Origin of the sequence: Mucilaginibacter aurantiaciroseus (genome assembly GCF_024055595.1) — a bacterium.
GTDB classification, from domain to species: domain Bacteria; phylum Bacteroidota; class Bacteroidia; order Sphingobacteriales; family Sphingobacteriaceae; genus Mucilaginibacter; species Mucilaginibacter aurantiaciroseus.
Genome location: NZ_JAMXOF010000003.1, coordinates 419,890 through 435,365, shown reverse-complemented (window position 1 = coordinate 435,365; position 15,476 = coordinate 419,890). Strand labels below are relative to the sequence as shown.

Genomic DNA, 15,476 nt, shown 5'->3' with positions numbered 1-15,476 from the left:
TCGGCTATCAGTATAACTGGCAAAATAAGCAGCTTGGTAACAAAGCAAGGTCCAACCGCGAAAGCGGGAGGAGCAAGCGGAAGTCGGGCGCACCCGACTTTTTCCGCTTGCCCTGCGGGGCAAGGCCGTTTACAACATACCGACGGTATGTTTTGCCCCCCGCTAACCCGTTTAAAGGCCGATTTTAACATACCCGGCGGTATGTTAGATTTTAGAAATTAGGATATATGACAATGGAAGAACAGGGAAGCCATAAAATAAAAACGCTAAGATTTTCTATAAGTGTGGATGAGAAATTGCAAAAAGTCGCCCTTAAATCCGGGCTGACCAAGTTGGATTTCTTTATCGCGATGGTAGATTATTTTTTTAAGTCCAAGAAAGACCCACGGGATCTCAATGATGAACTGCTAAAGAAAGAGCTGAATAAAAAGACCGATAACATCATAGGATTTATAAGAACCCAAGAAGAAGAACTATTAAGGCCGATAAAGAAAGACGGCGAAAGAATGATTGCAGCACAGGGAAAGATCATCACCTTTTTTAATGAAAATATCATTAAGCACAACGACGAGCAAAAAGCAACTTCTAAAACGCAGTCAACCAACGTTAGTCAAATAGTTGGATTTCTTCAAAAGTTAGATACATCACAATATGATAAAAAAATCCTGAAAGCTAAATTCTCCGACCTTTTGGAATACTATATTAAAAGCCGGGAGCAAATAAGCGGCTTCAGTAAACAAGCGGACAAAGAGGAACTTACCAGCCATGTACGGCAGCAGGTAAAGAACTTATAATATAATAGCTATACCAATGTATATCAACATCACACAAAACGAGACCGGTAACAATAAAGGCAGTAGTGGGCAGCTTGTTACTTATTTGGAAAAAGAAAACCATGTCGCCGAAAAGCTAAATGAGCCGGAATACTGGTTCAACCAGGAGCGAAATAATATACAGCCTTATGATGTGAGATATACCATTGATAATAACATCGCCAAGCTATCTAAAGATGAAACCAAGTTTTTTCTAATCAATATCAGTCCAAGTGAAAAGGAAATTAGCTACTTAAAGGAACGGTATGGTGAAGATGGAGCTAAACAGCACTTAAAACAATACGCTAACCAAGTGATGGATGATTACGCCCTAAATTTTAAGCGGAACAATATTAACGGAAATAAAGACCTGGTATATTTTGGTAAGCTGGAAAACCACCGTTACTATACCTACAAAGATGAAGAAGTAAAAAACGGCCATGCAAAAAAAGGCGATCAGAAACCAGGCGAACAGATGCACGTCCAAATTATTGTCAGCCGGAAAGATGCGAGTAACAGCATAAAACTTAGTCCCCTAAATAATTCAAGGGGTAAAAACCAGGCGCACAGCCTAAAGGTGGGACAGTTTGACCGGGTAGCGTTCAAACAGGCAACTGAAAAACGGTTTGATAAAATGTTTAGTTATGAGCGTGAATTAAAAGAAACTTTTAAATATGCCAATACCTTAAAACATGGAGACTATGAGCAACGGCTGGAAATGAAAGAAAAGCGGCAGGAGGAACAAATCACAAAACAAGAACGCCAACAATCTCACCAGCAGCGGAGTATATTCGATACGTTATTAGGCAAGGGGGCAGAAAAAGATATGCCAAACATCCCGGAAGACAGGAAAAGAAAAAAGAGGCCCGATCAAAGCCAGGGTTTGGGTATGTAAGTTGATTTTAAGTGAACGCCCATGCAGCTGCGGCAAGCGGCTGCATTCACCACGCACGCTATCGCGGCGGGTCGCATTTCGCCGCCAGCCTCGCTGCCGCACAAGCAGGAATGAAATTCGCTGTCGCTCATATCATACCTGCTTTCGGCCAAATCAGGCATAAGATGTTTTGTTTAATACCGAAGTCGCAACAGCGTAGATTTCTTGTCTTGTGAATAGTTATAAGACTCATTAATGATATATGGTTAAAATTTAATGAGATATTGCTTTAATATTGTAAAGCATTTTGTTCCAGTTTTACTAATTGAGAATAATGTTAAAAATTCAAAAGTTGTGAAACAGTACTCATATTGTATTTTTTACAATATTTTGATTGTTTTATTAAAACACACAATACCTTTTCCACAGTCAAATAAAGTGGCTATTTGTTTAACTTTAGTGGTTTAAAAGAATTATCAAATAGCTTTAAAAGGAATAGGTCAATCAAATACCTTAAAAATTATTATGATCGGAACAGAAAACAAAATTGACCAAACTGATTTGACATTTTTTACAAACGAAGAAGGACATAGCTTATTAAGTAGGTTTAAATCTACCTTAAAGGATACGCAACTCTTCGACGTTTTAGTTGGTTATTTTAGAGCCAGTGGCTTTTATCAATTACATGATGCGCTTGAACCTGTAGAAAAAATTAGAATTTTAGTTGGATTAAGTATTGATCGGGATTCCTATGATATGATGCAATATAATCAACAATTGGGCATTATCGATTTTGAATCTCATCAACGTACAAAGAAAAGATTTCAGCAAAATCTTAAAATTGAAATAGAAACCAGCGAAGAGGTTGATAGTAAACTCGAAACTGGTGTACGAAAATTTATTGAATTTTTGCAAACTCAATGCCAAGACCCAGAGATGGACAAAGCATTTAATGGGAATGGTAGAAAGCTGGAAATAAGAGCATATCCCTCAAAAAACATACATGCAAAAGTTTACATAGGCAAATTTAAACCAGAGGATCGAGATTATGGTTTTGTTATTACAGGATCGAGTAATTTTTCAGAATCGGGTTTTGTTGCTAATAGAGAATTTAACGTAGAACTTAGAAGTAAGAGAGACGTGCTCTTTGCAGAAGATCAATTTAATACCTTATGGAAGGAGTCTGTTGATATATCAGATGATTTTATCGATACAATCACAACAAAAACATGGTTGAACGATCAAATTTCTCCTTACGAACTTTATCTAAAACTCATTTATGAATATTTAGAAGAAGATATAAATCTCGCAGACGAGTTTGAACCGTTTTTGCCTGATGGCTTTATGAGATTGAAATATCAAAATCAAGCTGCAATTCAAGCAAAAAAAATTCTTGATATGTACAACGGTGTCTTTTTGGCCGATGTAGTGGGCTTAGGAAAAACTTTTATTACGGCTTTGTTACTACAGCAAATTCAAGGTAGAACTTTGGTAATATGTCCGCCAGTATTAAAGGAGTATTGGAAAGACTCACTTTTTGATTTTGGGATTAGAAGTTTTGAGGTAGAATCGTTGGGAAAACTAGAACACTTATTAGTTAAGGGGATTGAGAAATACGATTATATAGTAGTTGACGAAGCCCATAGGTTCAGAAATGAAGGAACGCAATCGTATGCTAATCTGTTAGATATTTGTAGGGGCAAAAAAGTTATTTTAGTTACTGCTACACCCTTAAATAATACTGTCGATGATATTTTTGCACAACTAAAGCTATTTCAACCTCCTAAAAATTCAACAATTCCGGGGGTGCCTAACCTTGAAAAATTCTTTGCAGGGTTAAAATCTAAATTATCGAAGCTTGAAAAAACTGATTCTCAGTATAAGTTTTTGATGAAAGAAGTTTCGGACTCTATAAGAAACAGTATTTTACGTTATGTAATGGTTCGCAGAACGAGGAAGGACGTAATGACATATTTTAAAGCTGATATGAATAAACAGGGATTAAAATTCCCCGAATTGGATAATCCACAAAAAATCGTCTATGAGTACAAGGGCGACTTGGAAGTTGTTTTTAAGGACACTATTTTAAAACTTCAAGAATTCACATATGCCCGTTACACTCCGTTACTCTTTTATATAGGTAACAAAACACTTAGTGAATTTGAAAAGCAACAGCAACGAAATGTTGGTGGTTTTATGAAAGGCATATTAGTAAAACGCCTTGAAAGTAGTTTTTATGCGTTTCGACAAAGCGTTAATAGATTCATTACTTCTTATGAAAAGTTTATTGACATGTATCAGACTCAACAATTTGTCTATATAAGTAAGAAAATAGATGTTTATGATTTATTAGCAAGCGATAATATAGAAAAGTTAGAAGCTTATGTTGATGAAGACAAAGCGCATAAATACGATGCCAAAGATTTTAAAAAAGACTTTATTACTAAGCTTCAATTTGATTTAGAAATTCTGAAAAACATTCAAAGTAGTTGGGCTAAGGTAAATTCAGATCCAAAATTGGAGCAGTTTATCCATTGCCTTAAAAATGAAAAAGCTTTAAAAAGCAATAAATTAATTGTGTTTACCGAATCAAAAGAAACGGGAGATTATATTTATAAAGCTTTAATTGACGAATTTCCAGATCAAGTGATGTTTTATTCTAGCACAGGAGGAAGACATACGGATAAACAACTTACCTCAAATCATATCATTTCAAGAGATTTAATCACCTCCAATTTTGACCCAAAGCATAAAGACAAGTCAAATCGATTAAAAATATTGATCGCCACTGATGTTTTAGCAGAAGGAATTAATTTACATCGTTCAAATGTATTGGTTAATTATGATTTGCCCTGGAATCCAACTCGTGTTTTGCAGCGGGCGGGTCGTGTAAATCGTTTGGGCAGTTCATTTGATAAAGTTCACATTTATAACTTCTTTCCAACTACTCAATCAGATGAACACTTAGGCTTAGAGGTTAACATCACTAATAAAATTCAAATGTTTCACGATATATTGGGGGAAGATGCAAAATACCTAAGTGATGGAGAGGAATTTGGAAGTCAAGAATTGTTTAACACCTTAAATAGCAAAACCGCATACACAGGAGAAGATGGTGAGGGCGATTCCGAATTAAAGTATTTAGAATTAATGCGAAAAATAAGGGATGAAAATCCTGATTTATTTGATAAAATTAAAAACCTGCCTAAAAAAGCTCGTTCAGGTTTTCAAAAGGAAAAACTTGAAAATGATTCTTTAGTTACTTTTTTTAGAATTGGGAAACTAAAGAAATTTTATTTGAACTTAAAAGGAGATTCTGGAGAAATCACCTTTTTTGACGCAGTAAAGGAGTTAGAATGTAGACCCGAAACAAAGAGGGCATCAATTCCTAACGACTATTACCATCTGCTTCAAACCAATAAAACCCGCTTTGAATTAGATACAAATGTTAGCGATGAAGAACAAAAAGGTTCTGGAGGTAGATCAAACGCTAAATATATCGAGACACGGCTAAAAGATAAATCTTTTAGAAATTTCAAGGGGTTTACCGATTACGATGATGAATTTATTACCGGAGTTCGAGAAATGCTTACTCAGGGCACCATTGCAAAGAAAACTACACAATTCATTAAAAACGATTTAGAAAAAACCTTAGACCCTTTAGAAACTTTGAATATTCTTAGAAAACACATTCGTTTAATAGCAATTGAAGGTACTAAAGAAATTAAGAAATTTCAAAAGCGTGAAGTTATACTATCAGGGTATTTAATAAAGTAATATGGATAAGAAAATAGCCCAATCACTTATAGAAAGGACTTTTAATGAATCTTTCAATGAAGAGCAGTTTATCCTGTTTGTCAAAAACTTATTGAATGACCTGGAACCGAAAAACAATATTTATAGCGGCAACTTACTGTGGGACGATTATAAAGAGCACATTAACTCCTATAAACGAATAGGAAAATATATTGACCCTGAAGGCGAAGCTTTGGATGTTTTAATTGTAGAGGTCAAGAGCATAAGCAAACTTGAAAAAGCAAGAACCGTGTTGCGGAACTTCGTCATAAAGCACTTAAGCAAATTTGAAAAGGATTACGCTTTAGTAGCTTTCTATTCAAAAGAAGATAATGGTGATGATTGGCGATTTTCATTTATAAAGTTGGAGTATCATTCGGAATTTGATGAAGAAAAAGGCAAAGTCAAGACTAAAAAAGAGTTCACACCTGCTAAGAGGTACTCATTTTTAGTTGGCAAATATGAGAAAGCACATACCGCAAAAAATCAGCTGTTACCATTGTTGCAAAACATTGTAAACAACCCGTCTATAAGAGATTTGGAAAGCGCTTTTAGTATAGAAAAGGTTACCGACGAATTCTTTAATCAATATAAAGACTTATATATCAAATTATCAGAACATTTTGAAAATGATCAGAATGTTAAAGCAGAATTAAAAAAATCCAATATTGACAATGCAAGATTTACGAAAAAACTTTTAGGACAAATTGTATTCTTATACTTCTTGCAGAAAAAGGGTTGGCTTGGGGTAGCTCAAAATGCTAAATGGGGCTCAGGTAAAAAGCGTTTTGTACAGGAATTGTTTAATCAATCAGAAATCGAAAATGTAAATTTCTTTAAAGACAAATTACAATACCTATTTTATGAAGCGTTGGCAAAAGAACGTGACAATGAAAATTCATATTACGCTAAATTAGATTGTAGGATTCCATTTTTAAATGGAGGTCTTTTCGAAGCGGATTACCACTGGCAGACTGCAAATATCTCCATTCCCACGTTATTATTTAGAAACGAGGAAAAAAATAAAGCAGGCGACATTGGAACAGGAGCATTAGATGTTTTTGATCGTTACAACTTTACCATTAAAGAAGATGAACCATTAGACAAGGAGGTAGCGGTTGATCCTGAGATGTTAGGCAAGGTTTTTGAAAATATGCTTGAAGTAACTGAGCGTAAAAGCAAAGGGGCTTTCTACACTCCCAGGGAAATAGTACACTATATGTGTCAAGAAAGTTTGATAAATTATTTGGACAATGTACTCAATAACAAGGCCGAAAGTTTTCAAGCGTTGGATACAGACCAAATAGCATTGTTTGGCGGAGCTAAAAACAAAAACGGGCAAGGTAAATTAGAAATTGAACACGATAGCAATCCTTTAGTAAGTAAAAAAGATCTTGAACTATTTATTCGCGAAGGTCACTTCGCCTTGGAAAATGATCAACGAGTGGTAAACAAGGGCGAAACAAAAACTTATCAGTATCAATTACCCGAAAGTGTGCGACAACATGCAGCGTTAATTGACAAAACGCTCAGTGAAATACGTATTTGTGATCCGGCGATAGGGTCAGGTGCATTTCCGGTTGGATTACTACATGAATTAGTAAATGCTCAAATGGTGTTAAAACCACATTTTGACCTGAATTATCTAAAAAGAAAATTAGATAAGTTTGGTTTTAGAGAAAGGGAAAGTATAAATGAAAGCAGATATATCTATCGTCTAAAGCGTCACATTATACAAGAAAGTATTTATGGAGTTGACATTGATGAAAGTGCCATTGACATTGCCCGTCTACGTTTATGGCTTTCTTTAGTCGTAGATGAAGATGATTTAGATCCGATTGAAACATTACCAAATTTAGATTATAAAATTGTTTGCGGGAGCTCTTTGATTGGAATGGCTGAAAATGCAATGCGTGATTTACATGTGGAAGCAGAACTTGAAAGTTTGAAAGAATCATTCTACGGACAGACGAACGAAGAAAAAAAGAAGGCTTTGCGCCAGCAAATTAATTCAAAAATAAGAGAACTTTTAAATTCTGCGGAACAGTTTGGCGGCTACAAAATAGACTTTGACTTTAAACTTTTTTTCTCAGAAGTATGGCGTGAAAAAGGTGGATTTGATGTAGTTATAGGGAATCCACCATACAAGATAGAATATGATAAAAATCTCAAGAATATATACGAGGAACTTTATCTAACTTTTAAGCGAAACAACGACATATACGTCGCGTTCTTTCACAAGGGCTTAAACCTATTGGGGCAAAACGGCAGTTTGAACTATATAACGCCGAACACATTTTTAAATGGTGACTACTTTAATGGATTGAGAAGTCATATTTCTAAAAATTTTGGAATTATAGAAATAATAGATTTTAAAAGTCATCCCGTATTTAGTGATCCAACTGTTTTTGTTTCGATAAGCCATATCTCTAAATCAAAAAACAATCAGATACAAAAGTTTAAAATCTTTAGTGGAGAGTTTCCAATTATTGAATTTAAAGAAATTCATTCAAACGTTGATACACAAGCTTCATTTATCCCTAAACACCCTGCTTACAATAAAATTAGTAATGCTATAAAAGTAAAATTTGATGATTTGTTTTTAATTAAAGATGTTGGGTTTAACTATTGGTCGCAAGGCGCTGAAAAAACTAGAAGTTTAAATTCAATAGGTAAAAGAGTTTTTCTAAAGAAAAAAGAAAACAAAAATGATATACCCTATCTAAAAGGCACACAACTTCACCCGTTTTATATTGAGGAAGCTTCTAACTTTTTAAGATATAACTATCAAGATTATTTAGATCCTGACATTGATACGTTTAGATTTAGCAAAGACATTTTAGATGTTAATCCCAAGATTTGTTATAGGCAGACGGCTAATAAAATAATTGCAGCAGTAGATAGACAATCACAATTTTGCGACAAGACCGTGCACGTAATTGTCAACAAAAAAGGAAACAGTTACGATTTGAATATTGTAGCAACTTTATTAAATAGTGAACTATTTTTATTCCTTTATCGCGAGATTTCTCAAGAAGGCGAAGGGAGAGCTTTTAGTCAGGTTAAAACCACTTATATTAAAAAATTACCTTTTAAGTATCTAGATGATAACAACATAAGTGTTATTTCATTTTACTTAGAAACAGGTTATTCAATCATTTCTGAATCCATTAGTTTAAACTTTTTTAAAACTCTCCTGGATGGTATTGTTTACGAACTTTATTTTCCGAAAGAAATTAAATCTGCGGGAAAAGAAATTTTAAAACATTTAGGCAATTTAAAAGCGATTACCAACGACATGAGCGAAGAGGAAAAGTTGACTGTCATAGAAAGTGAGTTCATGCGTTTGTATGACCCCAATCATCCTATTCGTGTTGCTATTGAAACTTTGGATAGTGTGGAGGACATTAGAATAATTAAAGAAGCTTTAAAACGATGAGGATTCAAAATATTACTATTAATAAATTTAAAGCATTCACAAAGGAAGAAAAGATACCTATTGGAGGTAGCAATGTTTTCATTTATGGCGAGAACGGAAGTGGCAAAAGTTCTTTTTACTACGCATTAAAGGATTTTTTTCAAAGCAGCGTTGAGCCTATTGATATGGCATCACTTAGAAATTTCAATTTAACGGATGGCGGTAACGATTGCTCGATTGAAGTTGAATTTGACGGAGGTGTTAAAAATATTGTAAATGAGATTACAAGGAATACCAATACTCCACAGATAATAGATGCCAATAGGTTAAAAAGCTTTCTTACGTACAAACATTTGTTAGGAGTTCACAACGTGAAGGTATCTGACGAACTCGATGTGTTTGAACTTACTATCAATGGTGTTCTTAAGCATTTTAAATCATCAACGATAACTAACGGTATAGAACTTGGATCGCTCTGGCAAGATTTGGCTAAGGAAGCGAACAAACCTTTTGGGTCTGGTAAAGAGTTTTATTACGCCAGGCAGAAAAAAGCTTCCGTAGAGAGTAAAGCGCTGCCTTTCAATAACGCATTAAATAGACTATTTTTAACTGGTAATCCAGATTATTTAGCTCCCGATGTCAATAAAATATTGCAAAAGCTATCACCTGGATTAACAATAGAATTTACGAGGCATTCTGTTACAGTAAATCAGAATGGATATATCTCTATGCCCAAAATTGTACTTGAAGTGCAATACAATGGAAATTCTTTAAATACAAAATCTCCTCAATTTTCGCTGAATGAAGCGAAGCTATCGGCCATTGCTATAAGTATATTTTTAGGTTCGATAGTTAGGCAGCGTACGTTTTCGCCAGAAATAAAGCCCTTATTTTTAGACGATATTTTAATTGGGCTTGATAATGAAAATCGCCTACGCTTACTTCATCTTTTGCAAGAAAAAGGTGTGGCTGATGCGAATAAAGTTTTTAAAGATTTTCAAATTTTTATCACGACTTACGATAGACACTGGTTTGAAGTAGCAAAATTAAATCTAACGGGATGGAAGTTTATTGAATTTTATAAAAGTGATAACGGACCACAAATCATACACGACAATAGAACCTTTCTTGAAAAAGCAACGTCCTATTATAAAGCATTCGACTTTCCAGCATGTGCAAATTATCTACGAAAAGAGTGTGAACGATTATTAAAGGACAAGTTACCTGAAACTTACACGCTCGGAGACGGTATTAAAGGCTTGATAAAAGCACCTACACTTGACACGTTAATAGACCGATTGAGGATTTACTACGAAGATTTAGGTGTAGAACCACCTATAGATTTAATTGAAAGTTTGCAAAATTATAAAAGCATTCTTTTTAATCCAATGTCACATAGCGATATTGAAAGTCCTATTTATAGAAATGACTTAGACTTGGCCTTCAAAACAATTGATGATTTAAAAACAATCTCTCTGCCAACAAGGAAAGTTTTAATTGATAAGGGAGCTGTTTTTAATCTTGTTTTGGCTGCAATAAATTATACGGCGATTATTGAAATCGCAAAAGACGTTTATATAGTTGAAAGTTCCGGGGCTAAAACTATAAGCCCGATTATTATTTTATTTAAAACATGGATTAGGGAAGGGGTCGAATTTGCTTCGCCAAAAGGAGTTCCAGCAATAGCAATCACTGGGGCTGAAAGATTAGAGAAAATAAAAGAAAGCCCTTTTACCCTTGATAAAGCAGTACATGGCTTAAATGTAACTTACATAGATAGAGCAATAGCTGAAATAACCGGTAATGACCTTTTAAGTGCACTGACTGTGGCTGGAAAAACTCTTTTCGACATAATGGACGATAGTAAAAAATAAATTATTCGCATTTATCCATTTAGTTATCGAATTTTTTAACCAGCCTAACGTATTCCCACCTACATATGAAACAAAAGAAGAGATAAAAAATTTAGTTATAAATTCTCATTGCGGTCACTTGTCAAAATCTTACGATGCGATTTATGTCGGCAAAACCACAGTATTTGTAGATCACGTTGTTGATTATGTTTATCAAAGACTGGATATTCCGCTCCATAGTATACCAGTGATTCCGACGCAAAAGGTACCAGTGATTCCGCTGCAAAAGGGGCCAGTCATGGATAAGGAGTTGCTGAAGATTGCGTGAGGGGGAAGATTTTCTTCTTCGTTGAGCCGGTAAAAAAGCTGACATTCCGGCAATAGTATACCACTTATTCCGCTCCAAAGTATACCACTAAGCAGGTTAACCTGCCATTAATCATAGGTTTGATCAGGTCACACTAATCACCAAATGGAATGGCAAACAAGCTGCTTAATATGAATAAAGTACGACAAATACTCCTGTTTTTGGAGCGTGGAGCATCACAAAGATCCATAGCAAGGGAAACAGGAACGAACAGAAAAACCATCGCTACCTACCTTGGTAAGTTTGGTCAAACCGGCCTGGGCTTTAGCGAACTGCTGGCCCTGGACGACCGTAAACTCGATGAGATCGTAGGGTTGGCCAAAGCCCAGGCGGAAGAAACAGACCCGCGCAAGCTTCACTTTAACAGCTTGATAGAGCTTCATAGGCATGAGCTGGCCAAAGAAGGCGTTACCCGTTTACTACTTTGGGAGGAATATATCCAGGACTTTCCGGAAGGGTTTCAGTATTCCAGGTTCTGTGAACTCCTGCAAGAGCAACAGAAGCTGAACAGTGCGGTAATGCACTTCGAGCATCAGCCGGGTAAGCTCCTGCAAGTAGATTTCGCCGGGACACCGCTTCACTATGTTGACCTGTCCACCGGCGAGCTAATTGCCTGCCCTGTGTTTATTGCCGTGCTTCCCTTTAGCGGCTATGGCTATGTAGAGGCCCTGCCTAACGCCAAACTGCCTCAGGTAGTGAAAGCCCTCAACAATACCCTGGATTACCTTGGCGGGGTGCCATTGGGAGTTAAGTCAGACAACATGAGGCAGTGGGTATCTAAGACCTGCCGGTACGAACCTCAGTTTACCGAAATGCTTCAGCAATGGTCTAACCATAACCATATTGCCTTATTCGCTGCCAGGGCCTACAAACCCAAAGATAAACCTGCGGTAGAGGGCCTGGTCAAGATCACCTACATGCGCATTTACGCCAAGTTAAGGAACGAAACGTTCCATAGCCTGGCTGAACTCAATCGGGCCATATGGGCCAAACTGGACCAGCATCACCAGATCAACTTCCAGAAGAAGACCTTCAGCCGCCAGGAGTTATTCACCGGGCAGGAAAAAGCCTTGCTACAACCGATGCCTGAAACCGCTTATTATATCCGGCACTATACCAAAGCTAAAGTTCAGAAAAGCTACCATGTCCTGATCGGTGAAGACTGGCATTACTACAGTGTTCCTTTCCGCTTTATCGGCAAGGAGGTGCGGCTCATCTATTGCCTGGACACAGTGGAGATCTATTACAATAACCAGCGCATCGCCCTGCATAAGCGGGATTACAGGAACCATAAATACACGACCATCTTAGAGCATATGCCCGCCAGCCATCAGGCTCATCTGGCAACCAGGGGCTTCAGTTCGGCATATTACCTGCAAAAGGCAACGGAGGTCGGACCCTGCACCCATGCCTTCTTTCAAAAACTGATGGAAAGCAAAAAGGTTATTGAACAGTCTTATACCTCCTGCCTGGGTTTGCTCAGGCTGATTAGTGCCTATGGCCCGGTGCGGATGGAGGCGGCTTGCACACGAGGATTAAGCGGCAGTAAGTTTAGCTATACAGCCATTAAAAACATCCTGGCAAACAATATGGACCTGATGGAACAAGAAGCTACCAAAGAATACCGGATCCCCATTCATGTCAACTTAAGAGGCCCGGAGGCATACAATGAAAACTAAAAACCCATGATCAAATGAACACACAAAACACATTAGACCAGCTGAAATCGCTTAAACTAAGCGGTATGGCTAACCGGTATGAGGCGACACTATTGCTTCCCGTACAGGAACTTCAGGACGTACACTCCCTTGTCGGGATGCTCACACAGGCAGAGGTTGAATACCGTGACCACGCCCGAACGCAAAAGTACCTGAACTACAGTAAGCTCCGGTACCATGCCTTACCCGAGGATATTCTTTGCACGCCTGACCGGGGAATCACCCGGGAACAGGTGCTGCGGTTATCTGATGGAATGTTTATTGCAAAAGGTGAAAATGTCCTGATCACCGGTGCGACCGGTTGTGGTAAAAGCTTTCTGGCGTGTGCTATGGGGCGCAGCGCCTGCTTGCTGGGCTACCGAACCCTTTACTATAGCATGAACAAGTTCCTGGAATCACTGGCCCAGGCCCGGCTGGACGGCACCTATCTCAAATGGATCAGGGCTATATCCGGTAACAAGCTACTGATATTGGATGACTTCGGGTTAAAGGCATTATCGAATGATGCCAGGATCGCTTTACTCGATATTCTGGAAGACAGGTATGGTAATGGCTCTACGATAATCACATCCCAACTGCCGGTAGATAACTGGTATAACTTTATTGATGAGCCAACGCTTGCCGATGCGATCATGGACAGATTGGCAGCTTCTGCGCACAGAATTGCTTTAACGGGTAAATCTATGAGAAACAAGAAAAATCACTAAGTTTACTGCACATCATACTGCTTAGTGGTGATGGAGTTCTGACTACTCGTTTACACCTCAAATCCCTGGCCCCTTTTGCAGCGGAATGGTGGTATACTTTCCCCGGAATAATCACAAAGACAAAGTAAAGAGGTTGATAATTGTGTATTTTTAATTGGTGATGCAGTTGAATACTTCTGTTCCTGATTTTGTATTAATAAATCTGCTTTGCATACAAAATTCCCATATTCACCGCACTCGCGAATATAGCCCACCGCCGGGATAAAAAGTAAAGGCCATGCAAAGCGGGCCATTTTAATTTTGTTTTTTAGCGGTGGCCCGGCCTTGACTATTTACCCGGCTCTCGCTTTTGGTTGCTTAAGCGGTAAATATGGGATGGTTTATTCAGACAGGTTGGTGGTGATACATTTCCTTATAACGTTTCGGTTTAACTGCATTGCACATCAAACAAAGAAGCAGTAAATAGTAATCGGGGGGATTCAAATTTACGGCAATATTTATGATTTACTGCCGTAAATTTGATTTGCAACAGATTAACTAAATGCTAACTTTTCTCTCAATAGCTGCATATCTGAACTTATCTTATGATCCATAACTTTAGCATAAATTTGAGTAGTCTTGATACTGGTATGCCCCATCATCTTAGCTACACTTTCAATAGGAACGCCATTATTAAGCGTTACAGTAGTTGCAAATGTATGCCGTGCAATATGGAAGGTCAAAAGCTTATTGATCTTGCAGAGGTCGGCAATTTCCTTTAGGTAGGCATTCATCTTTTGATTGCTCATTACCGGCAGCAAAGAATCTTCTGCTATACATTGTGGATGATCGCTGTAGGATTCAATAACTGATAACGCAGTAGGTAAAACGGGAATCCTTGATAAAGTGTCTGTTTTTTTACGGCTGGTATAAATCCATAAATCACCATCAATGCCTTTAACCAATTCGGAGCGTTTTAATTTATGTACGTCAACATAAGCAAGGCCCGTGTAACAACAAAAAACAAATACATCCCTAACCACATTCAGCCGCTCAATGTCGAATTTCTTTTTGATAAGCCTGTCTAATTCTTCTTTAGTCAGTACATCCCGGTGAACAGCTTTTGTTTTAGGTTTATAATTAAGGTAAGGATCAACAATAAGCCAGCCGTTACCTAAACAGATGCGGACAATTTTGCCCAAGTTTTTAATGTATTTAATTGCAGAGTTATTGGCGCACTTGCGTACACTCCGCAGGTAATATTCAAAATCATTTAGGAAAGCGAAGTTGATTTTTGTAATAGGTATGTCCGATACATTATGTTGCCATTGCATAAAGTCTTTTGTGTGCATCAAGGCGGTTTCGTAACGCTGCAAGGTGCTTTTCTCAAATTCCTGCCCTACCAGGCTTTTCATTTTTTGATTATGATCTTCAAAAACGGTTATAAGTGTTCGCACCTTATCCACTTTCCCGATAAATCGGTTCTTTAAACTTTCGGCAGTAACCATTTCATCATTTGCAGTCATCCAGCGATGAAATTCCTGAGCCTGGGAATGTAGTGTGTCAAGGTAAGCATTTAACGTTCGTGTATCTTCTTTTGTGCCAATGGCGCGACCTGCCTGCGTATTCCAACGAACAGGGTCACAAACTTTTCCAGTTGATGCTTCCGCACGGTGGCCGTCAACAGTAAACCTCAAATAAATGGCAACCGGGCCACTTGTGTAGGTGTTGCGCTTCTTTAAATAAAAAAGCAAATTGATGTTAGTTCTCATTACAAATGAATTAAATAGTGAAACAAAATTGTTTATTTAATCACTTGCAAACAAGATGTTCAGCCATTGAACATCTTGCCAATCAGTTACTTATGGCGTTTCTGGTGAGCATCCTGTTTCCTCAAATATGCTCACCGAATTGCTCACCTTTTATATGGTAAAACATGCATAATTTGGTGTT

The 15,476-nt window shown here is 37.4% G+C and carries 9 protein-coding genes; 7 read left to right on the top strand and 2 right to left on the bottom strand.

Going from position 1 to position 15,476, the window contains the following annotated elements:
- The first annotated feature begins 233 nt into the window (after positions 1-233).
- Both NAF17_RS15220 and NAF17_RS15215 read left to right on the top strand, forming a co-directional pair.
- Positions 234-794, top strand: a complete 561-nt coding sequence (locus NAF17_RS15220; RefSeq protein ID WP_252758862.1) for a BfmA/BtgA family mobilization protein — start codon at positions 234-236, stop codon at positions 792-794.
- Positions 795-810: 16 nt separating this feature from the next.
- Positions 811-1,707, top strand: a complete 897-nt coding sequence (locus NAF17_RS15215) for a DUF5712 family protein (RefSeq protein ID WP_252758861.1) — start codon at positions 811-813, stop codon at positions 1,705-1,707.
- Here the strand turns inward: NAF17_RS15215 and NAF17_RS15210 are convergent.
- Positions 1,683-1,868 (bottom strand): hypothetical protein, encoded by a 186-nt coding sequence (locus tag NAF17_RS15210; protein ID WP_252758860.1) that lies wholly within the window; start codon positions 1,866-1,868, stop codon positions 1,683-1,685. The genes NAF17_RS15215 and NAF17_RS15210 overlap by 25 nt on opposite strands.
- A gap of 343 nt (positions 1,869-2,211) precedes the next feature.
- On the opposite strand from NAF17_RS15210, the gene NAF17_RS15205 reads away from it, so the two are divergent.
- From NAF17_RS15205 to istB, 5 genes are all read left to right on the top strand, one after another.
- A complete protein-coding gene (locus NAF17_RS15205; RefSeq protein ID WP_252758859.1) occupies positions 2,212-5,463 on the top strand; it encodes a helicase-related protein in 3,252 nt (1,083 codons plus the stop codon).
- A gap of 1 nt (position 5,464) precedes the next feature.
- A complete protein-coding gene (locus NAF17_RS15200) occupies positions 5,465-8,920 on the top strand; it encodes an Eco57I restriction-modification methylase domain-containing protein (RefSeq protein ID WP_252758858.1) in 3,456 nt (1,151 codons plus the stop codon).
- A complete protein-coding gene (locus tag NAF17_RS15195) occupies positions 8,917-10,773 on the top strand; it encodes an AAA family ATPase (protein WP_252758857.1) in 1,857 nt (618 codons plus the stop codon). Before NAF17_RS15200 ends, NAF17_RS15195 begins: the two co-directional genes overlap by 4 nt.
- Positions 10,774-11,229: 456 nt before the next feature.
- Positions 11,230-12,798, top strand: coding sequence for an IS21 family transposase (gene istA, locus NAF17_RS15190; protein WP_252758856.1), 1,569 nt, complete (start codon positions 11,230-11,232; stop codon positions 12,796-12,798).
- 14 nt (positions 12,799-12,812) lie between these two features.
- Positions 12,813-13,544 carry an IS21-like element helper ATPase IstB gene (gene istB, locus NAF17_RS15185; RefSeq protein WP_252758855.1) on the top strand — a complete coding sequence of 244 codons (732 nt, stop codon included), beginning with the start codon at positions 12,813-12,815 and terminating at the stop codon, positions 13,542-13,544.
- 533 nt (positions 13,545-14,077) lie between these two features.
- Here the strand turns inward: istB and NAF17_RS15180 are convergent.
- A complete protein-coding gene (locus NAF17_RS15180; RefSeq protein ID WP_252758854.1) occupies positions 14,078-15,295 on the bottom strand; it encodes a site-specific integrase in 1,218 nt (405 codons plus the stop codon).
- Between the last annotated feature and the right edge of the window lie 181 nt (positions 15,296-15,476).

Excerpts from the sequence above, each read along its gene's own strand:
- NAF17_RS15220 (WP_252758862.1), top strand. The coding sequence starts at position 234 with ATGGAAGAACAGGGAAGCCATAAAATAAAAACGCTAAGATTTTCTATA.
- NAF17_RS15215 (WP_252758861.1), top strand. The coding sequence starts at position 811 with ATGTATATCAACATCACACAAAACGAGACCGGTAACAATAAAGGCAGT.
- NAF17_RS15210 (WP_252758860.1), bottom strand. The coding sequence starts at position 1,868 with ATGCCTGATTTGGCCGAAAGCAGGTATGATATGAGCGACAGCGAATTT.
- NAF17_RS15205 (WP_252758859.1), top strand. The coding sequence starts at position 2,212 with ATGATCGGAACAGAAAACAAAATTGACCAAACTGATTTGACATTTTTT.
- NAF17_RS15200 (WP_252758858.1), top strand. The coding sequence starts at position 5,465 with ATGGATAAGAAAATAGCCCAATCACTTATAGAAAGGACTTTTAATGAA.
- NAF17_RS15195 (WP_252758857.1), top strand. The coding sequence starts at position 8,917 with ATGAGGATTCAAAATATTACTATTAATAAATTTAAAGCATTCACAAAG.
- istA (WP_252758856.1), top strand. The coding sequence starts at position 11,230 with ATGGCAAACAAGCTGCTTAATATGAATAAAGTACGACAAATACTCCTG.
- istB (WP_252758855.1), top strand. The coding sequence starts at position 12,813 with ATGAACACACAAAACACATTAGACCAGCTGAAATCGCTTAAACTAAGC.
- NAF17_RS15180 (WP_252758854.1), bottom strand. The coding sequence starts at position 15,295 with ATGAGAACTAACATCAATTTGCTTTTTTATTTAAAGAAGCGCAACACC.